This is a genomic window from Peribacillus simplex (genome assembly GCF_900156045.1).
Taxonomy (GTDB): Bacteria; Bacillota; Bacilli; order Bacillales; family DSM-1321; genus Peribacillus; species Peribacillus simplex_D.
Window position 1 is genome coordinate 712,291 of the sequence record NZ_FTMX01000001.1, and the last position, 18,725, is coordinate 731,015.

General features: G+C 42.2%; 21 protein-coding genes and 1 riboswitch. Of the genes, 19 read left to right on the forward strand and 2 right to left on the reverse strand.

The window, feature by feature from the left end; all coding sequences use genetic code 11:
• The first annotated feature begins 1,213 nt into the window (after positions 1-1,213).
• Positions 1,214-1,295: riboswitch (cyclic di-GMP riboswitch) on the forward strand.
• An 18-nt stretch (positions 1,296-1,313) separates the two neighbouring features.
• The 6 genes from BW986_RS03335 (at position 1,314) to BW986_RS03355 (ending at position 3,336) form a co-directional block, all read left to right on the forward strand.
• Positions 1,314-1,418, forward strand: coding sequence for an anti-repressor SinI family protein (locus BW986_RS03335; protein WP_076365097.1), 105 nt, complete (start codon positions 1,314-1,316; stop codon positions 1,416-1,418).
• Positions 1,419-1,448: 30 nt separating this feature from the next.
• Positions 1,449-1,682, forward strand: a complete 234-nt coding sequence (locus BW986_RS03340) for a hypothetical protein (RefSeq protein ID WP_076365099.1) — start codon at positions 1,449-1,451, stop codon at positions 1,680-1,682.
• Positions 1,683-1,923: 241 nt separating this feature from the next.
• A complete protein-coding gene (locus tag BW986_RS29990) occupies positions 1,924-2,061 on the forward strand; it encodes a hypothetical protein (RefSeq protein WP_170974034.1) in 138 nt (45 codons plus the stop codon).
• A 255-nt stretch (positions 2,062-2,316) separates the two neighbouring features.
• Positions 2,317-2,448, forward strand: a complete 132-nt coding sequence (locus BW986_RS30595; RefSeq protein WP_260320715.1) for a YwzD family small protein — start codon at positions 2,317-2,319, stop codon at positions 2,446-2,448.
• A 141-nt stretch (positions 2,449-2,589) separates the two neighbouring features.
• A complete protein-coding gene (locus BW986_RS03350) occupies positions 2,590-2,763 on the forward strand; it encodes a VanZ family protein (protein ID WP_397221442.1) in 174 nt (57 codons plus the stop codon).
• 114 nt (positions 2,764-2,877) lie between these two features.
• Positions 2,878-3,336 carry a hypothetical protein gene (locus tag BW986_RS03355; RefSeq protein ID WP_081395486.1) on the forward strand — a complete coding sequence of 153 codons (459 nt, stop codon included), beginning with the start codon at positions 2,878-2,880 and terminating at the stop codon, positions 3,334-3,336.
• 461 nt (positions 3,337-3,797) lie between these two features.
• Here the strand turns inward: BW986_RS03355 and tagU are convergent, their stop codons facing one another.
• On the reverse strand, positions 3,798-4,727 hold the full coding sequence (tagU, locus tag BW986_RS03365) for a polyisoprenyl-teichoic acid--peptidoglycan teichoic acid transferase TagU (RefSeq protein WP_076365105.1): 930 nt from the start codon (positions 4,725-4,727) through the stop codon (positions 3,798-3,800).
• 804 nt (positions 4,728-5,531) lie between these two features.
• Here tagU and BW986_RS03375 point away from each other — a divergent pair.
• Both BW986_RS03375 and BW986_RS03380 read left to right on the forward strand, forming a co-directional pair.
• The gene (locus BW986_RS03375) at positions 5,532-5,798 is read left to right on the forward strand and encodes a hypothetical protein (RefSeq protein ID WP_076365109.1); all 267 of its coding nucleotides are present in this window, start codon (positions 5,532-5,534) and stop codon (positions 5,796-5,798) included.
• Between the two features lie 120 nt (positions 5,799-5,918).
• Positions 5,919-6,320, forward strand: coding sequence for a hypothetical protein (locus tag BW986_RS03380; protein WP_076365111.1), 402 nt, complete (start codon positions 5,919-5,921; stop codon positions 6,318-6,320).
• Between the two features lie 610 nt (positions 6,321-6,930).
• On the opposite strand, the gene BW986_RS03385 is transcribed toward BW986_RS03380, so the two are convergent.
• Positions 6,931-8,202: a replication-associated recombination protein A gene (locus tag BW986_RS03385; RefSeq protein ID WP_076365113.1), complete on the reverse strand. Its 1,272-nt coding sequence runs from the start codon at positions 8,200-8,202 to the stop codon at positions 6,931-6,933.
• Between the two features lie 518 nt (positions 8,203-8,720).
• Here BW986_RS03385 and cymR point away from each other — a divergent pair.
• The 11 genes from cymR (at position 8,721) to BW986_RS03435 (ending at position 18,489) form a co-directional block, all read left to right on the forward strand.
• Complete coding sequence (gene cymR, locus BW986_RS03390) at positions 8,721-9,140, forward strand: cysteine metabolism transcriptional regulator CymR (RefSeq protein WP_076365115.1); 420 nt, start codon at positions 8,721-8,723, stop codon at positions 9,138-9,140.
• A 60-nt stretch (positions 9,141-9,200) separates the two neighbouring features.
• The gene (locus BW986_RS03395; RefSeq protein ID WP_076365117.1) at positions 9,201-10,346 is read left to right on the forward strand and encodes a cysteine desulfurase family protein; all 1,146 of its coding nucleotides are present in this window, start codon (positions 9,201-9,203) and stop codon (positions 10,344-10,346) included.
• A 29-nt stretch (positions 10,347-10,375) separates the two neighbouring features.
• Positions 10,376-11,491 carry a tRNA 2-thiouridine(34) synthase MnmA gene (gene mnmA, locus BW986_RS03400; protein ID WP_076365119.1) on the forward strand — a complete coding sequence of 372 codons (1,116 nt, stop codon included), beginning with the start codon at positions 10,376-10,378 and terminating at the stop codon, positions 11,489-11,491.
• A 121-nt stretch (positions 11,492-11,612) separates the two neighbouring features.
• The gene (locus BW986_RS03405; protein ID WP_076366281.1) at positions 11,613-12,278 is read left to right on the forward strand and encodes a tetratricopeptide repeat protein; all 666 of its coding nucleotides are present in this window, start codon (positions 11,613-11,615) and stop codon (positions 12,276-12,278) included.
• Positions 12,279-12,314: 36 nt separating this feature from the next.
• Complete coding sequence (gene recD2 / locus BW986_RS03410) at positions 12,315-14,720, forward strand: SF1B family DNA helicase RecD2 (protein WP_076365121.1); 2,406 nt, start codon at positions 12,315-12,317, stop codon at positions 14,718-14,720.
• A gap of 87 nt (positions 14,721-14,807) precedes the next feature.
• The gene (locus BW986_RS03415) at positions 14,808-15,377 is read left to right on the forward strand and encodes a LemA family protein (RefSeq protein ID WP_397221448.1); all 570 of its coding nucleotides are present in this window, start codon (positions 14,808-14,810) and stop codon (positions 15,375-15,377) included.
• Complete coding sequence (locus BW986_RS03420) at positions 15,377-16,150, forward strand: TPM domain-containing protein (protein ID WP_076365125.1); 774 nt, start codon at positions 15,377-15,379, stop codon at positions 16,148-16,150. The genes BW986_RS03415 and BW986_RS03420 overlap by 1 nt, the downstream gene beginning before the upstream one ends.
• Positions 16,122-16,283 carry a hypothetical protein gene (locus BW986_RS29995; protein WP_179085993.1) on the forward strand — a complete coding sequence of 54 codons (162 nt, stop codon included), beginning with the start codon at positions 16,122-16,124 and terminating at the stop codon, positions 16,281-16,283. Before BW986_RS03420 ends, BW986_RS29995 begins: the two co-directional genes overlap by 29 nt.
• A 237-nt stretch (positions 16,284-16,520) precedes the next feature.
• Entirely contained in the window at positions 16,521-16,979 is a 459-nt protein-coding gene (locus BW986_RS03425) for a PRC-barrel domain-containing protein (protein WP_076366283.1), read from the forward strand.
• The gene (locus BW986_RS03430; RefSeq protein WP_063233024.1) at positions 16,969-17,184 is read left to right on the forward strand and encodes a hypothetical protein; all 216 of its coding nucleotides are present in this window, start codon (positions 16,969-16,971) and stop codon (positions 17,182-17,184) included. The genes BW986_RS03425 and BW986_RS03430 overlap by 11 nt, the downstream gene beginning before the upstream one ends.
• A gap of 228 nt (positions 17,185-17,412) precedes the next feature.
• Positions 17,413-18,489: an AI-2E family transporter gene (locus BW986_RS03435; protein WP_076365127.1), complete on the forward strand. Its 1,077-nt coding sequence runs from the start codon at positions 17,413-17,415 to the stop codon at positions 18,487-18,489.
• Positions 18,490-18,725 lie beyond the last annotated feature (236 nt).

Sequence of the window (18,725 nt, forward strand, 5' to 3'; positions counted from 1 at the left end):
CGTTGATATCCTTTTTGTTATTTTTGGCAAAAGGTGAATTTCTATCCTTTTTATTTACTAATTAGTAAATGGATAGGGATTAAATTAATTGCAGCCATAAAACAGCTCTATGGAATAGGTAGGGATAATTACTTAGCATTATTATCTTGGTATAAAAGACTTTTGGGTATAATGGAATATTTTGAATTTAGGTAATTTGTATGATTTATAGTAAACTATATAGTAAAGAACAGATATTAATTTATAAGATCTAGCCCATTATAAAAATAGTGAATAATACAGTTAATATTTTTGCAGATTTGAAGATACTTTAATATGAAGATCAAGCAAAGGGACTTCGCAGAAAGCGCTGTCAGATAGCTGCCATCAAAATATAAGGAGAATATTTGATGACAAAAAACAAATTTATTACGTTCGAGGAAGCTTATGAAAAGAAAAAAAGAAGTAAGAAAATTTTTATTGGGTCTTATATTACTATTATTTTAATTTTAATTTCTTTATTGACTTTTTTTCTTGGAAAATCATAACGGGAGTTAAATAGGGCTGAGAAATCAGGCCTTTTTTTGTGTTAAGAAGGTGAATGAGGAAGTATGCAGTGAACTCTCCTTTTGTCGAAATGGTTAGTCAAAGGAGCTAAGAGTCTAAAACTACAAAAGAGATGATTATTTTCAGAAGTTCTATTTAGTAATAATAATTGAAAGGTTAAATTATTCAAGTCGGTGAATATAATCAACTAGCGAGTGAAAAAGGAGGGAAGTTTAGCAATTTATTAGGTATCCAAATGGAATCAAGTGTTTAAATATTTATTGAAGTCACGAACAGTCAGGTTACAGCCATATTATGGTTTGTAATGCTGGCTTTTTTCTTAGGGTAAATAAATTAAAACTGAATCTCTTAGTCCACTTGAATGAAAATATTATTTTTTTGGAATAGTAATTTCGGGATTATTTATGCTATTATAAATCTACTTTTAATAAAAAAGTTGTAAAGAAAGCGTGTTATACCAGTGTTTTCCTATTATAATGTCACTTTTTGATGAATGATGTTGAAAAATGACAGAAAAAAACGAATAGTATTAAGAGCTATTATTACGTTTTTAAGTATAATTAACATTAATATAGTTTTAATTAAGGGGAAATTTTTTAGGGCATCATGGTTTAAACAGGGAATTCAAGAGATTTATTAATCTTGGAGAATAATTTATGTTAAATATTCTTGAGAAAGGCAAACCTATTGAAAAGTAGGGACGCAAAATTACAGGTCTAAGGCCTTGCTAAGACGGCTGTTTTACCACAAGTTGGGTGGGATTTATCATGGAAGCTAACAATGAACGGGAAGAATGGGTTTATCTAATGTTAGAGGCTAAAAATCTAGGATTATCTATTGAAGATGTGCGGAAGTTCATAAAAGGAAAATGAAATGGAAAACGCAAATCAGGGGAAAAAATTATGTTAGAGGAGGCTGTTATACAGTCTTCTTTTTTTGGTTTCATTAACGTAAAAGGTATCCAGAAAAATAAACATGGCGATAATAATAAAAATGCAACCTTATTGAGGGGGATTTTTATTATGGATGTACCTATTGCCTTTTTGAAGGGATTAATGTGGGGAACTTTATTTAGTGTACCGTTATGGTTGGCATTTTGCGGTTGGATAAATATAATCATGAATTTTATAAAGTAAGCGCTTAATTAAACTGGTGCCTAGGCAGGATTCAGCATGATAATCATAGAATTTAGTTGTTGTACATAATGCGTTAGTCTTAACCTTCTACATACTTAAGAAATATAGCCTATAGAAAAATAGTTAATAATACTTAAATATTTTTAGCGTAGTGCCGATACTACAATATAAAGATCAAGCAAAGGGACCTCGCAAAAGGCGATGTCAGATAGCTGCCATCAAAATAGAAGGAGATTATTTGATGACAAAAAATAAATTCATTACGTTCGAGGAAGTTTATGAAAAGAAACAAAGAAGTAAGAAAATTTTTATTGGGACTTATATTACTATTACTTTAGTATTGATTTCATTAATGACTTATTTTATGGGACAAGCATAATATGAATTATCGAAGGGGCTGAGGAATCAGTCCTTTTTTGTTTTCTTATATCCACACGTATTTACCTAAAACTTACTAGTATTCATTCCTAAGGGATATTTCAGAAATGTTAAAATTGGGTAAATTTTTGGTTTTTAAACTAGTTTATGCTTGCCAACCCCAACAATATATGTGATTATCAAAGATATGAGCTATATTCCTTATTTTGAAAAAAGAATTGGGACAACTTATGAAATATTGGAGTGGAAATTTCTAATGGATTTTTTTGATATTTTAAAAGACACTTTTGCAAAAGGTGAGTTTGGACAAGATGTTACTGTAAATGAACTTGTGGAAGAGATTAAGGAGAAATTAAGCGGGATCATTGAACAACCTGAAAGAATATGATCCGTAGATACATATTCCCCATTTTGCTCATTTCATGGGCGATGGTCATCTTCTTTTTTTCCTCGCAGACGTATGAGGAGCAAAGCATTACCCCTTTTTTAGCGCAGTTCAATACCCCATATTGGTATGATAAGCTCATGGATGGTGCAGGGGCTCTTAGTCCTTTTTTATGCGAGTGCGGACGAACTGCATCAAAAATTAACCGGTGGCCGAACTCCCTTGTGGCAGGATATCATGCTTGACACGTTTGGCGGTTTGCTAGGAATCTTCTGTTTTCTTTTCTTATATCGATGGAGAAGACGTCATCGAATCTGAAGAACTCAGTTCCAATAATTTTTAATGAAGGAGCAAGTTTAACAACATGCTTCTTTTTTATGGTTTTCCCTATATAAATATATAAATGGAAGATAACCTGTGAGGGTGATGAGGGTGAGCAGACACAGTAAGATCCCAATAGGAGTATTGACGGCTATTCTCGTGGTTTTAATTGCAGGAGCGTGTATCATTTTTCTTTTTCCGAGCGGATCAGAAAGCGTGGTTGAAGATTTTTATGAGTATGAAAGTGAAGCGGAGTTCGGGAAATCCTGGGATTTGTTAAGTTCTGAAATGAAGCAGCGGTTTCCGGATCGGGCAGATTATGTGCAAAATCGGTCACATGTATTTTTACAGCATATGGATGTGGAGTCCTTTCAGTATGATGTAGGACGTTCTAAGAAAGTGAAGAACTGGAAGTTGGATAAGAGTGGAAGGCTGCATAAAACGGCCTATGAAATTCCAGTTACACAGGTCTTCAATTCTCGCTTTGGAATGTTTACTTTGGAACAAAATTGCTATGTCGTCAAAGAAAAAGGCGAATGGCGTATATTATGGGATTATCGGTTTGAATAGATTCCTCTCCTTTTTCAGGCTCAAGTTCATTTTATTGAAAAGGGAGAGGCGTTGCTCTCATATAATGCCGAATGGATTTACTTCTCATGAAACATATTTCATTCTTGAACGATCACTGATGGCTTTCAGAATAAACATTTTGTCCTGTGTGCTTAGCATAGCCCAGCTGCCTGCTTTGATTTTCATTTAAATACACTCCTTTTGTTTAGGTTTATTTATGATAGTAGATATATGTTGGTTGTGGAATTCCGGGTCCAAAGAATAATTGTGTCTAGTGTTGAAAGGGGCAAGGGGAGATGGAATATTCAGCTCATATTAGATTATACCGTCTTTTAATGCCTAATAAACAACAAAAATTCCAACAAATCTCTACAATTGGTGTTCGTTTTTTGTCAGAATATTGGACGGAGAAAATGAAAAAGCTGTCAGGATGCGGGTCCGGACAGCTCTTACATTTTTTCTTATTTGATGGATAATTGTTCTTTTAATTCGGATTGGACCTTTTCTTTTTCTTCATCCGACACAATATTATAGTAGACTCCGTCGATTTTCGTTCCATTTCCTGGAATGGTTGCTTGGGTTATGCTTTTGCTTGCGTCCCTGTAGTTCTTTTGGATGTCCATCATGTCATCAAACGTCAGATTAGTCTGGATATTTTTACTTAATGCATCGAAAACATCATCGTATTTCGTCAGGGAGGAAAGGCTAGCGCCTTCTTTGATGACAGCTTCGATGATGGCACGTTGTCTGGATTGACGGCCATAATCACCATTCGGATCTTCATACCTCATTCGTGAATATTTAAGCGCATCTTCTCCATTTAGATTAATGCTTCCCTTTGCAAAATGGACGCCTTCATAAGTGAAGTCCAAATCGTTTTGAACGGTCACGCCGCCGACTGCGTCAACGATATCCTTGAAGCCTTCCATATTGATCTTCATATAATAGTCGATTGGGATATCAAGGAAGTTTTCAACGGTATCCATGGACATTTTCGCGCCGCCGAAGGCAAATGCATGGTTGATTTTATCCTGTGTACCATGACCGACGATCTCGGTCCGTGTATCACGGGGAATGCTTAGCATTTTGACCGATTTCTTTTGTGGATTGACTGTCAAGACGATCATTGTATCTGAACGGCCTTTGTCGCCATCACGTTCATCGACGCCAAGCATGAGCATCGAGAATGGCTCCTGATCTGATAGTGCAAGGTCTTTTGTTCGTTTATCCGTGTTACGGTCTATTGGTGTATGCATCGTGTCAACGGTTTTTGTCAGTGAATTCCATACGGAGTAGGCAAAAGCTCCCCCGGCTAATATGAAAAGTAGGACAATTATCCCGACTACCTTCAGCCATGTCCGTTTCTTTTTCTTCTTTTTTTCATGTCTCATATTTTACTTCCTTCCTCTTTTTCTGACCACTTCATCTATTATATTTAATTTCGTAGTAAAAGAATAGTATATTTTACTATTTTATAATACCTTTTACATATTTTGGTGTGCTATTTGCTAGTAACTAGAACAAATCTGAGGGAGTAGGAAGTTAGATTCATTTAAAGTTTAATATAGTGAATGATTGGGAAATCTACACTTTTTTCGTTGTTGGGTGTGTAATTTGACCTAGTGTTTATTCTTTTGTTTACTTCCAGATATTTAGAGGTTGCAAGTCTTTTTATAATCATGATCTTACAGCCATTTGTTATGTTCTCTTACATTATTAAATGTTTGGAGATGCAATTGTGGATATACAATCCTCAGTCTGCTGCGATGTTGCTTGAAAGTAAAATATTGTGACGGCGGTAGGTTTTGTCATCACCATGTTTATGTGTGTTTATGGGGAGTGTTTCATGAACTCGAAAGGATTCAACGACTGTTGTGTCACTTCAGTTTATAGAAATGGCTTTGTTGAAAAATTGGGTGGGCCATACAATGGTATATCAGAAACTGGAATATATGTGGGCCGTACCGGCTTTTAGCGGTTCGTTATTAAGATTCCGAGGTTATTTTTTTCCAAGGAGAAAAGTTTTTGAATCTAATGAATTTGACCAGTCAAAATGGATTTGTCGAATTTTTCAAAATGGATGGAGTGTTACTTTAAAATGGGTGATAAGGAAAGTCCCTATTAGAAAGCAGGCGCATATATATGCAGTACGGATATCCCTAAAGAATAAATGAATATTGGAGGCTAAAGAATAAATGGAATATTCAACGGAAAGTTCAGCATACGAAAGCGATTTAACGGAAAGCCCAACAAACGAGAGTGAATCAGCGGAAAGCTCATCGTACGAAAGTGAATCAACCGAAAGTGAATCAGCGGAAAGCTCAGCGGACGAGGGTGAAACAACGGAAAGCTTAGCGGACGAGGATGAATCAGCGGACGAGGATGAATCAACGGAAGGCTTAGCGGACGAGGATGAATCAGCGGAAAGCACAGCCGATGAGGATGAATCAGCGGAAGGCTAATCGGATTTAATAAATATTTAAATTAGAAGATTACTTTAAAATGGGTGATAAGTAAAATCCCTATTAGATATGCAATGCGGATATCCCTAAGGATAATAAATATTGGAGGCTAAAGAACAAATGGAATATTCAACGGAAAGTTCAGCGTACGAAAGTGATACGACGGAAAGCTCAACATACGAGAGTGATACAACGGAGAGCTCAACATACGTGACTGAATCAACGGAGAGCTCATCGGACGAAAGCAGCTCAACGGAAAGCTCATCAGATGAAAGCAGTTTAACAGAAAGCTCATCGGATGAAAGCAGCTCAATGGAAAGTTCATCAGATGAAAGTAGCTCAACGGAAAGTTCGGCAGATGAAGGGAGTTCAACTGAAATCCTTACCGAGGCCGCAGAAGAAACTGAAAATTCAACTGAGGCTGAAGAGAATGGCACTCCTCGTCGTGTGAATGTGTTTAAGAAAATGTGGCTGGAAAATATGATTAAAGCTTCAAAGGGTATCTATAAAGACGAAGATTGACCACACAGGTACAGCAACTAAAAAGTTGTTGTGCCTTCTTATGAAAAGGGACATGCCGGTATCAGTGGTAATCCTCTTACTAAGTACGTGCATGCAATTATCAGAAATTCAATGCTGTAAAAGTTATCGGGTACAATCATATATTGAAATGTTGTTTCTGCCCTTGATGAAACCTTAACAGATTGCGGACCAATTTCCGGGAAAGATTGGCCAAGCAAGGCGATTCAAAGGGATTTTAGCTTTAGAGTTCCGGTTTCTGGGAAAGTCATAGCCGGAGCGTTTGAGTGACATTTGTACATACTGCCTGTGGATGATTTTGGCGATATAAGTTGTTTTTACGGTTACTAAATGATATCTAAATTTATTGGTCAATATAACTAGAACTCTCTGGAATTATTCATCTAGTTGGGATTTTAATAGAAGTAAGTTTCGAAATGATGTTCGAAAAGGAGAAATGTGCCGAAGTGGAATGCAGCTGTACACTTTTCGGTGAAAGTTGGCATCATGGAGAAGGTGAATGCTCAAGGGGAGGAGGATTTTTGTCAACATGAGGCATGTTAAAAGATTTCATTTTCCACAAAAAAACCTCCGGATCTGAAGTGATCCGGAGTTATTTTTTCTTCTCGATATTTTCATAGACCGAGGCAAGGGCTTGTTCAAATTTCCCGCTCTTTTTCGGTTTGTAATATGTTTTGCTGCGCAGTTTGTCCGGTAAGTATTGTTGCTTCACCCAGCCATTCTCGTAGTCATGCGGATAAAGGTAGCCGATGCCTCGTCCGAGATCTGTGGCCCCTTTGTAATGGGCATCCTTAAGATGATCCGGTACATCTCCGCTATGGCCGCTGCGAATGTCGGAAAGTGCTGCATCAATGGCGGCAATGGCCGTGTTTGATTTGGGTGATAGGCATAACTCGATCACTGAGTTGGCAAGTGGAATCCGGGCTTCAGGAAAGCCGAGTCGTTCAGCGGCTTCGACTGCAGCGAGGGCTCTGGGACCAGCCTGCGGATTGGCCAGAGCTATGTCTTCGTAAGCGATGACCACCAAGCGGCGGGCAATGCTGACAAGATCACCTGCTTCGACCAAGCGCCCCAGATAATGAAGGGCTGCATTCACATCACTTCCGCGAATTGATTTTTGGAAAGCCGAGAGAACATCATAATGGGCATCTCCATCCTTGTCATGTGAGAAGCTTTTTTTTTGCATGCATTCTTCGGCAATTTGCACATCTATATGAATGGTTCCGGATTCATCGGGTTCGGTGGAAATGACGGCGAGCTCAAGAGCGTTAAGGGCACTGCGGACATCTCCGTTCGAAGCGGTCGCGAAATGGGTAAGGGCATCAAAGCCGACATCGGTTTTATACGCACCAAGCCCCCGCTCTTCATCATGAAGTGCCCGTTCCAGGGCTTTGGTTATATCATTGGTTTCCAATGATTTGAGCTCGAAAATCTGGCACCGGCTTCTGATGGCCGGATTGATTGCATGATAGGGATTGCTGGTCGTTGCACCGATCAAGGTGATCATCCCGTTTTCAAGATAAGGCAATAGGAAGTCCTGCTTCGCCTTATCGAGTCGATGAACTTCATCAAGCAGCAGGATCACTTTCCCAGACATCTTAGCCTCGGCTGCCACGATTTCCATATCCTTTTTATTATTGGTCACCGCGTTCAGCGTCCGGAAAGCAAACTTCGTGCTTCCGGCAATCGCACTTGCAATCGATGTCTTGCCAATTCCCGGCGGACCATACAGGATCATGGAAGAAAGCTGTTTGGCTTTCACCATCCTTGCGATGATTTTTCCTTCACCGACCAGATGCTCCTGCCCGATGATCTCATCAATCGATCGAGGCCGCATCCGGAAAGCAAGCGGTTTTATATTCATTGCGCACCTCTCCTTTTTATATAAGGTATCACAACTGATGGGGGAAATGCGCTGATTATGCTGTAAAAGAAGTCGAAATCGATTATGGGAGTTCCTTTGGGGATTTAATTTGTGCTGTATGGTTGATAAATCGACCTCTACTTCTTATGAGAGAATTTAAACTCTGCCTTTAGTCTAGCCGAAATGGGCTGTTTGTAATGGTAGGTTTAACAAGGTATAGAAAATCGTGAAGTGCCTAAATGTGAGTATCAAGGGAAATATCCAAATAGGTACGGCATATCCGCTTTCTTGATTGCCGCTCCAGGGAATCGTTTTATTGTTCTAGTAGAATGGATTGCAGCGTTATATTTGTTATTTCATTCAGCAATCTAAAAGCATTCCATTCTTTTCTCCCATTTTACCTACCTCTCCAATTAGGATAATTTGACAAATGGAGGGCGGGTGAATGCATTTCCAGCGGGAATATGCTATAATTTCAAAAGAATTTAGAAACGGATAAATAATTTGAGGTGTATATTATGAAGATATCTACTAAAGGCCGTTATGGTTTGACGATCATGATCGAGCTTGCTAAACATTATGGAGAAGGCCCGAAGAGTTTGAAATCGATTGCCCAGACGCATAATCTGTCGGAGCATTATTTGGAGCAGTTGATTGCGCCGCTTCGTAATGCGGGGTTGGTGAAGAGTGTCCGCGGTGCGTATGGCGGGTATATCCTGTCTAAAGATCCTCAGGAGATTACTTCTGGAGATGTCATTCGCGTATTGGAAGGCCCGATTACCCCTGTTGAAGGAATTGAGGATGAGGAGCCGGTGAAGCGCCAGCTTTGGATCCGGATTCGCGATGCCGTGAAGGATGTATTGGATAATACGACGCTTATGGATTTGGCGAGCTACAAGGATACGGGTGAAATCGATTCATATATGTACTATATTTAAGTGATTAGCAATGCGCCTATTATGTAGGCGCTTGCGTTTTTTAATGGAGGCGACAAAAAAGTGGACAGAATATATTTAGATCATGCTGCGACTTCACCGATGCATCCGAAGGTGATCGATAGGATGATGACAGTCATGAGCCATGACTTCGGAAATCCGTCGAGCATTCATGCTTTCGGGCGGGAGGCACGCCATGTTTTGGATGAGGCGCGTTCGAGTATTGCGACGAGCATCGGTGCGGGGCGGAATGAAATCATTTTCACGAGCGGTGGAACCGAGGCTGATAATACGGCGATCATTGGTGTTGCGAATGCTTATAAAGAAAAAGGAAAGCACATCATAACGACGGAGATAGAGCATCATGCGGTTTTGCATACATGCCAATACCTTGAGAAGTCTGGCTTTGAGGTCACATATTTACCTGTGAATGAAGCGGGGCTTATTTCAATTGCCGATGTAAAGGCGGCATTGCGGGACGACACGATTTTGGTTTCGGTCATGTTCGGCAATAATGAGGTTGGAACGATCCAGCCGATTGCTGAAATTGGACAGCTGCTCAAGGGGCATCAAGCCATTTTCCATACGGATGCGGTTCAGGCATATGGTTTGATCTCTATCGACGTTCGTGAGTTGGGTGTGGATTTACTGAGTGTATCCGCGCATAAAATCAACGGTCCTAAAGGAATCGGCTTTCTTTATATGCGTGAAGGCTTGAAGCTGAATCCGCAATTATATGGCGGGGAACAAGAACGTAAGCGCCGTGCTGGTACGGAGAGTGTGCCGGCCATTGCCGGTTTTTCAGAAGCCGTTTCCATTGCACAAAGCACGATGGAAAAGAAAAAGGAGCAATACAAGCGATTTAAAGACGTATTGCTTGCCGTCTTTGATGAGGCGGATGTACAATATGAAATTAACGGATCTATGGAACAGTCGCTGCCGCATTTGCTGAATGTCAGTTTTCCGGGTACGAATGTGGAATCGATGCTCGTCAATATGGACTTGGCAGGCGTTGCTGTATCGAGCGGATCCGCTTGTACTGCTGGGTCAATCGATCCGTCGCATGTGCTTGTGGCGATGTTCGGGAAAGATTCGGAGCGGACGAAGAATTCGATTCGTTTCAGCTTCGGTCTGAACAATACGGAAGAGGAAGTAAGGCAGGCGGCTGAAACCACCGTGAAAATCGTTAATAGATTAGTGGGAAGATAATTCCCTCTTTAAATAAATGAGGTGACAGAATGAGAAAAGCACCACAGGACACCCGCGTCGTCGTGGGTATGTCAGGAGGCGTGGATTCTTCTGTGTCAGCCCTGCTATTGAAGAATCAAGGCTATGATGTGGTCGGGATTTTCATGAAGAACTGGGATGATACAGATGAAAACGGAGTTTGTACGGCAACGGAAGATTACAATGATGTAATTGCCGTTTGTAATCAAATCGGCATCCCTTATTATGCGGTCAATTTCGAAAAGCAGTATTGGGATAAAGTTTTCACTTATTTCTTGGATGAGTATAAAGCGGGCCGTACCCCGAATCCGGATGTAATGTGCAATAAGGAAATCAAGTTCAAGGCCTTTCTTGAACATGCCGTAAGCCTCGGTGCCGATTATGTGGCTACAGGTCATTACGCACAGGTTGAATACCGTGATGGCGAATACAAAATGCTTCGCGGTATCGATAATAATAAAGATCAAACGTACTTCTTGAACCAGCTTACTCAAGAACAGTTGGAAAAAGTCATGTTTCCGCTTGGACACATCGATAAGAAGGAAGTCCGTGAAATTGCGAAAGAAGCGGGTCTTGCCACGGCAACGAAAAAAGATTCCACCGGGATCTGTTTTATCGGTGAACGCAATTTCAAAGAGTTTTTAAGTAATTATCTCCCAGCACAGCCCGGTGATATGGTCACAATGGATGGCAAGGTCATGGGCAAGCATGACGGTTTGATGTATTACACCATCGGTCAGCGCCACGGTCTGGGGATTGGCGGCAGCGGCGAACCTTGGTTTGTTGCGGGAAAAGACTTGAAGCGCAATGTTTTATATGTGTGTCAAGGTTTTGATAATGATGTGCTGTATTCGAATTCCCTTCGTGCAGTGAATGTGAGCTGGGTAGCGGAACATATACCGGCTGGTGAATTTACTTGTACGGCAAAGTTCAGGTACCGTCAAGAGGATAGCGGTGTTAAGGTGAAGGTATTGGAAAATGGTGATGTCGAAGTCATCTTTGACGAGCCAGTCCGCGCGATCACGCCTGGACAAGCAGTCGTATTCTATGATGGTGAAGTGTGCCTTGGCGGCGGTACGATTGATGAAGTATTTAAAAAAGGTGAAAAACTGACTTACGTAGGGTAAAATAAGCATGTCCCCAGCTGTGTTTGCGGTTGGGGACTTCTTTTGGATTGCGGGTGTACCGCTGAATTCGACTACTGGCTTATGCTATACTTTTTAATATAAAAATGGAGTGTGAATGGATATGGATAAGAATCAACAAGGAATTGAATTTATGCAGCAAGGGAAATACGAAGAAGCGGCAAAGGTTTTTAATGAGGCGATCGAGGAAAATCCGAATGAGCCTGTTGCTTACATAAACTTTGGGAATGTATTGACTGCCGTGGGTGAAACGGATAAAGCGGTCAAGTTTTACAAAAAGGCGATTGAGCTGGATGAAAATGCAGCAGCGGCTTACTATTCATTAGGAAATTTATATTATGAATCCGATTCTAAACTGGTCGAAGCGAAGGATATGTTTGAAAAGGCAATCCGTTTGGGACTGGATAACAGCGATGCATACTTCATGCTTGGTTTGACATTGATGGCGTTAGATCAACCGAAATTGGCGATGCCTTATTTACAGAGAACGGTGGAGCTGAGCCCTGAGGACGTTGATGCGAGATTCCAATATGCACTTTGTCTTGCTAATGCGGAATTGTATGATGAATTGATCAATCAATTGAATTTGGTGGTGGAACAGGATCCGGGCCATGCGGATGCTTATTATAATTTAGGCGTTGCGTTTGCAGGGTACCGTGAGGATGCGCAAGCTGCGATGGTTTATTTTGATAAGGCTTTAGAAGCACAGCCGGATCATATGCTTGCTGCGCACGGAAAGAAACTGATGGAAGAAATGAATGCTGAGTAAATAAACGGCATATGCATGGAAAGGTGGGGAGAAGCGTTGAGCCAGCAAGATTCGTTGGATTTGTTTTCAGAAGAGAAAATGTTCATGAAAGGTAGTCATTTAGTGACGATCTTTCATAATGAAGAAAACATGTACTCGGTTGTAAGAATTCGCGTGCATGAAACGAATCTGAATTATGAAGAGAAGGAAGCGGTCGTAACAGGTTATTTTCCAAGGATGCATGAGGATGAGATCTATATTTTTTATGGGGCCATGAAGGAACATCCGCGTTTTGGCCTTCAATACCATGTAGAGCATTTTCGTAAGGATCTGCCTCAATCCAAGGAAGGAATCGTCAGTTATTTATCCGGTGACCTTTTCAAGGGGATTGGGAAAAAAACAGCTGAAAGCATTGTTGAGACACTGGGTGAAAAGGCCATTTCAAAAATTCTGGCTCAGCCTTCGCTACTTGATGACATTCCGAAGCTATCCGGGGAAAAGGCAAAGGGTCTATATGATACATTGGTCGAGCATCAAGGTCTGGAACAGGTGATGATTGCCCTGAATCAATATGGCTTCGGTCCGCAGCTGTCTATGAAAATCTATCAAATGTATAAGCAGGATACGATCACGATGGTTCAGGGAAATCCGTATAAGCTCGTTGAGGATATTGAAGGGATTGGTTTTGGACGGGCGGATGAGCTTGGGCATCAATTGGGCATTTCCGGCAGCCATCCCGACCGAATCAAGGCTGCATGCTTGTATACGCTTGAATCACAATGCCTCCAGGACGGAAATATCTACATAGAAGCCGAGCAGCTATTGGAGGCCGTCAAACGTCTGCTGGAGGAAAATAAACGGGATCGCATTGAGTTCACGAACATTTCCTCGGAAATAATCGAATTGACGCAAGAGGGGAAAATAGTTGTCGAGGATCAACGAATTTATCCGCCTTCGCTTTTCTATTCGGAAAAGGGAATCGTGATGAACATCAAGAGGCTGCTTGCCCAAACCGAGTATGAGGACCAGTTCCCGGAATCGGAGTTCTTGCTGGCACTTGGGGAGCTTGAAGAGCGGCTGGGTGTTTCCTATGCACCGGCCCAAAAGGAAGCGATCCAGACAGCCCTCCAATCACCCATGTTAATCTTGACGGGTGGACCGGGTACCGGTAAGACGACAGTCATCAAAGGCATCGTTGAGCTATATGCCGAGCTGCATGGTGTATCCATGGACATTAACGATTATAAAAAAGAAGGAAGCGATCCATTTCCATTCGTACTTGCGGCCCCTACTGGCCGTGCAGCGAAACGAATGGCCGAATCGACTGGGCTCCCCGCCGTCACGATCCATCGTTTGCTGGGGTGGAACGGGAGTGAAGGCTTTTCCCATGATGAGGATAATCAGCTGGATGGCCGCATCGTGATCATCGATGAGGTTTCCATGGTGGATACGTGGCTGGCCCATCAATTATTTAAAGCTCTGCCGGAAAATGTCCAAGTGATATTGGTTGGTGATGAAGATCAGCTGCCATCTGTTGGCCCTGGGCAGGTTTTAAAGGATTTGCTTGCATCGAATTGTGTACCGACTGTCAGTCTGGAACATATTTATCGTCAAGCTGATGGCTCATCGATCATTGAATTGGCCCATGAAATCAAAAAAGGCAGGCTTCCGGCTGATGTCACGAAACAGCAGGAAGATCGATCGTTCATTCGCTGCCAAACAGGTCAAATCCCCCAAGTGATCGAGAAAGTGGTTGCAAATGCCAGGACGAAAGGTTTCACGGCAAAGGATATACAGGTGCTGGCTCCGATGTATAGAGGGCCTGCAGGGATTGATGCCCTGAATAAAATGCTTCAGGAAGTGTTCAATGGCAATGCGAATGAAAAGCGCAGGGAAATAAAATTCGGAGATGTGATATACAGAACGGGAGATAAGGTGCTTCAACTGGTGAACCAGCCAGAGGAGGGTGTCTTTAATGGAGATATGGGTGAAATCGTGTCCATATTGTTCGCTAAAGAAAATACCGATCATGTCGATAAAGTCATCATATCGTTCGAAGGCATCGAAGTGACTTACACGAAACAGGACTTGAACCAGATTACACATGCCTATTGCTGCTCCATCCATAAGTCGCAGGGTAGCGAATTCCCCATTGTCATTTTACCTGTAGTGAAAAGTTATTATCGGATGCTCCGCCGTAATTTATTGTATACGGCGATTACGCGCAGTAAAAATTTCTTGATCCTTTGCGGTGAAGAAGATGCATTCCGTTTAGGGATCGAACGTAATGATGAGATGCGCCGGAAAACGACTTTACGTGAAAAGCTGCGGGAGATTTTGAGTGAAGAAGAAATGCCGGTGGAAAAGGGAGAAGAACAGCAACAATCGAGTTATCTTGATATTCTCATGCATGCTGACCCAATGATCGGAATGGAGAATGTCACGCCATATGATTTTATGTAGCTGGTTCCATTTGATGAATTTTGTTTAAAGTTCATAGTTTTGGTGGAACTATAGAATATAACTTATATGTGGAAGAGTAGGGGGGATTTGATGAAAAAGGGTTGGATTATCGGGATAGTCGTTGTCGTTTTGCTGGTCATTTTTGGGGCATCTTCGTACAACGGCCTTGTAAGTGCCAGTGAAGACGTCGACAATAAATGGTCACAGGTGGATAACCAATTAAAACGAAGAGCGGATTTGATTCCGAATCTTGTGGAAACGGTTAAGGGGTATGCTTCGCATGAAACGGAAGCCATTAAAGCGGTGAGTGATGCACGCTCGAAGCTGGCTGGTGCCAATTCGACTGAAGATGCGATTGATGCCGATCAAGAATTGAGTGGGGCCTTGAGCCGGCTTTTGGTGGTTGTCGAGAACTATCCGGATTTAAAGGCTAATGAGAACTTTAAGGGTCTCATGGATAGTTTGGAAGGAACGGAAAATCGGCTGACGGTAGCACGAAAAGACTATAATGATGAAGTTACCAACTATAATAAAATGATTAAACGCTTTCCGAAGAATATGATGGCAGGAGCATTCGGGTTCGATGCCAAACCATATTTTGAAGTGACCGATCAAGAAAAAGAAACGCCAAAGGTGGATTTCGGGAGCGATAAATAATGAAAAAACTCGCTGTGTTTGCGCTATTCTTCATCCTCACGTTCAGTTTAGTAAACGTGGCCGCAGCACAACCTAACATTCCTGAACCAGTTGGGGATATATATGTTCAGGACTTTGCCGAAGTCCTGGATGATCAGGAAAAATCCGAACTCATCGAACTTGGGAAACGATTGGATGATGCCACAAAAGCACAAATTTCCGTTTTGACGGTGGATTCGATGGAAGGATCCGAAATCGAGGAGTACTCGGTCGAGGCATTGAGATCATTCAAGCTTGGGGATGCCGAGCTGAACAATGGAGTCCTCATTGTGCTGGCCATGGAAGAACAGAAAATCCGTATTGAAGTGGGTTACGGTTTGGAAGGGGCCATTACCGATATCAAATCTGGACAGATTTTGGACAATGTGGCCATCCCTGCGCTGAAAGAGGGTAAATATGATGTTGCCCTGACGGAAACCTATAAGGCCGTATATAACGATGTCACGAAAGAATACAACCTAGGTGACGAGTTTTATCAAGATCTCTCCGTTCAGCCCGAGTCAGAAACCTTTCAGCCATCAGCTTTACAGATTTTCCTGATCATCATCGTTGTCATCATCGTATTCATCCTCGATGCCAAGTTCTTTAAAGGATTTTTCCTTCAAACGCTCATCAATATCCTTTTGATATTCATCAGTCGCGGAGGCGGCGGCGGCCGTGGAGGCGGCAGCGGCGGTCCACGGGGCGGCGGCGGAGGAAGTTCCGGTGGCGGAGGTGCCAGCAGAGGATGGTAAAGCAGTGGGTCTGACCGGGAAACCGGTCTTTTTTTATGCTCTTTTCGTAAAGATTGTTGTTTTTAAAACGAAACGATTTAAGGTTGATTGGAGCGGAAGTGCGAGACTCCCGCGGGAGCAGCGGGACAGGTGAGACCCCGCAGGCGTTCACGCCGAGGAGGCTCACCGCCCGCCCCGAGGAAAGCGAGCATTGGAGGGGAAATCAACCACACCGCATTACTTGGTGAATAGCAACAAAGTATGCGAAAACAGCCTTTTTTTTCATGGTCCCTGTATTTTAAGGAAGTTGGACCAACAATGGAAAACCTTTCAGCACATCTATTTTCAGCAGGAAAGAGATAATAAAAATGTTCGGAAAGGCGGGATGACCTTGCGGACGTTTTCTTTATTGAAAGGAATGCCGGTTTTTACAATCAAAGGAGAAAGAATCGGCACGGTCCACGATTTATCAATTTCGGAAATGGGACAGGTAACAGGGCTGGTCGTTCATCAGCAAGCTTTGTTCAAAAGGGCTTTTCATTTGAAACTTGACGATATTTCAACATTCGGTCCAGATGGGGTCGTGATCGGGCAACAAGATTCAGCCTTAAGTAAAATGCCTGCGGATTCCATTTGCTTATCGAAGGACGAGTTATTGGGACGCATGCTTTTTTCAGAAATGGGCGAAGAGCTTGGTTTACTGCAGGATGTATATTTCAAGGAGAAAATGGGCACGATTATAGCGTATGAAACAACGGATGGATTTTTCTCTGAGTCGACAGTGATAAAATCAAAACAGCCGCCTGCATTAGGGAAGGATACCATCATTGTTTCAGTTTATGAACAGTGAGGTGTCCATTTTGGAAATTAAATGTCCGAATTGCCGCAGTAAAGATGTTGGGAAGATTGGCGTAAATCAATATTATTGCTGGAATTGCTTTATTGAAATGACTCTATCCGAAGGGCTCATTAATACGCATCAGGTCGAGGAAGATGGAAGTTTAAGCTCATTGGACGATTTGTTTGAGGAAAATGACCGCCGCTTCAGTATGTAATTAACGGAAGAGGTGTTTGCAATGGCTAGACGTTCACGCAATACTCTAATGAATATGGGTTCGGACTTGATGAACTCGAAGATGGTCAAACGGAACATGAAGAAAATACGCAAAAGATTAAAGTCATTATTATAGCAGGAATGGGTGTCCTGAATTAATGAGGGCACTCTTTTTTATGTATGAAAACCTTCCGCCTTTCGAAGAATAAATGAGCGGGAGGTGTTTATTGTGAGTATTCGTTTAAAGTGGTTTTATCGCCTGGGTTTTTTATTGCTCTTATTTTTCGTTATCTATATTTTTATGAAACTTAAGCCCATGTGGGGACCTGCCGTTACTGTATGCGTGACGGTATTGCTGCCTTTTTTGATTGGTGCGTTCATCAGTTACTTGCTGCACCCTGTAGTGGAATATTTAAATGAGAAAGGGATGCGTCGCTGGCTTTCAATTACAATCATCTATTTGTTGTTTTTCGGTGGGATCGGCTTTGCTGTCTATAAAGGTATTCCCGTGATCGTCAGCCAGGTTCGCGAGCTGTCAGAAAGCGTGCCGGAACTGGTTGAACAGTACCGGGGCAGGATCGATAAGCTCAATCATCAAACGGCTGCATGGCCGTTCGGGATTCATGAAAGATTCGAGGAAGGCGTCACCCTTTTCGAAGGTTGGCTGAAGCGCATTCCTGAAAAGGCGATGGAGTATGCAATGAAGATGATAGATTTCATCGTCCTGATTGCGTTGATTCCATTCATTGCTTTTTATATCCTGAAAGATTTCACTGTGTTAAAAAAAATGGCATGGTATATGACCCCGAAAAAATGGCGCAAGCAGGGGCGGGCATTCGTTCGTGATGTGGATGCGTCGCTTGGCGGCTATATCCGCGGACAAATCATCGTTTGTGTCGTGATCGGTTTGATTTCCTCGCTGCTCTTCTGGATATTCGGAATGAAATATCCGCTTCTATTGGGGGCGATAATCGGAATAACGAATGTCATCCCGTATTTCGGGCCGATTATCGGGGCCATTCCTGCAGTGGTCATCGCCGCGACAATGTCAGTTAAAATGGTGTTGATCATCGCGGTCATCGTGCTCGTACTTCAATTTCTTGAGGGAAATATCCTGTCGCCGTTAATAGTCGGTAAAAGCCTCCATATGCATCCGCTGTTCATCATGCTTGCATTATTGGCCGGGGGCGAAATAGGCGGTATCGTGGGCATGGTCCTTTCGATTCCCATCTTGGCTGTGTTGAAAGTTTTTGTGCTTCATGCCCGCGTTCACTTTAGAAAGAAGCCGCCGCTTATTGACAAATAAAAGTCTTGTGAATATAATCCATTACATAAGATAATTCGTTGAAGGATGAAGTATGCTGAAGTCCATCTAAAAGAGAGGGGTCCCCTAGGCTGAAAGGGACTGCCAGGTGAAGAGCAGCAGAAAGCTAGTCCTGAGAGCAGCTAATACCTGCCGTCATGCCGCGTTAAGGCTTTTATGAAGGTGATGGGCCTGGGTGAATTCCTGCGTCCATAATCAGGGTGGTACCGCGAGTCAAC

Bases quoted from the DNA above. Each gene is read 5' to 3' on its own strand.
- BW986_RS03335 (WP_076365097.1), top strand. From the start codon at position 1,314: ATGGAAGCTAACAATGAACGGGAAGAATGGGTTTATCTAATGTTAGAG.
- BW986_RS03340 (WP_076365099.1), top strand. From the start codon at position 1,449: ATGTTAGAGGAGGCTGTTATACAGTCTTCTTTTTTTGGTTTCATTAAC.
- BW986_RS29990 (WP_170974034.1), top strand. From the start codon at position 1,924: ATGACAAAAAATAAATTCATTACGTTCGAGGAAGTTTATGAAAAGAAA.
- BW986_RS30595 (WP_260320715.1), top strand. From the start codon at position 2,317: ATGGATTTTTTTGATATTTTAAAAGACACTTTTGCAAAAGGTGAGTTT.
- BW986_RS03350 (WP_397221442.1), top strand. From the start codon at position 2,590: ATGGTGCAGGGGCTCTTAGTCCTTTTTTATGCGAGTGCGGACGAACTG.
- tagU (WP_076365105.1), bottom strand. From the start codon at position 4,727: ATGAGACATGAAAAAAAGAAGAAAAAGAAACGGACATGGCTGAAGGTA.
- BW986_RS03375 (WP_076365109.1), top strand. From the start codon at position 5,532: ATGGAATATTCAACGGAAAGTTCAGCATACGAAAGCGATTTAACGGAA.
- BW986_RS03380 (WP_076365111.1), top strand. From the start codon at position 5,919: ATGGAATATTCAACGGAAAGTTCAGCGTACGAAAGTGATACGACGGAA.
- BW986_RS03385 (WP_076365113.1), bottom strand. From the start codon at position 8,202: ATGAATATAAAACCGCTTGCTTTCCGGATGCGGCCTCGATCGATTGAT.
- cymR (WP_076365115.1), top strand. From the start codon at position 8,721: ATGAAGATATCTACTAAAGGCCGTTATGGTTTGACGATCATGATCGAG.
- mnmA (WP_076365119.1), top strand. From the start codon at position 10,376: ATGAGAAAAGCACCACAGGACACCCGCGTCGTCGTGGGTATGTCAGGA.
- BW986_RS03405 (WP_076366281.1), top strand. From the start codon at position 11,613: ATGGATAAGAATCAACAAGGAATTGAATTTATGCAGCAAGGGAAATAC.
- BW986_RS03420 (WP_076365125.1), top strand. From the start codon at position 15,377: ATGAAAAAACTCGCTGTGTTTGCGCTATTCTTCATCCTCACGTTCAGT.
- BW986_RS03430 (WP_063233024.1), top strand. From the start codon at position 16,969: ATGAACAGTGAGGTGTCCATTTTGGAAATTAAATGTCCGAATTGCCGC.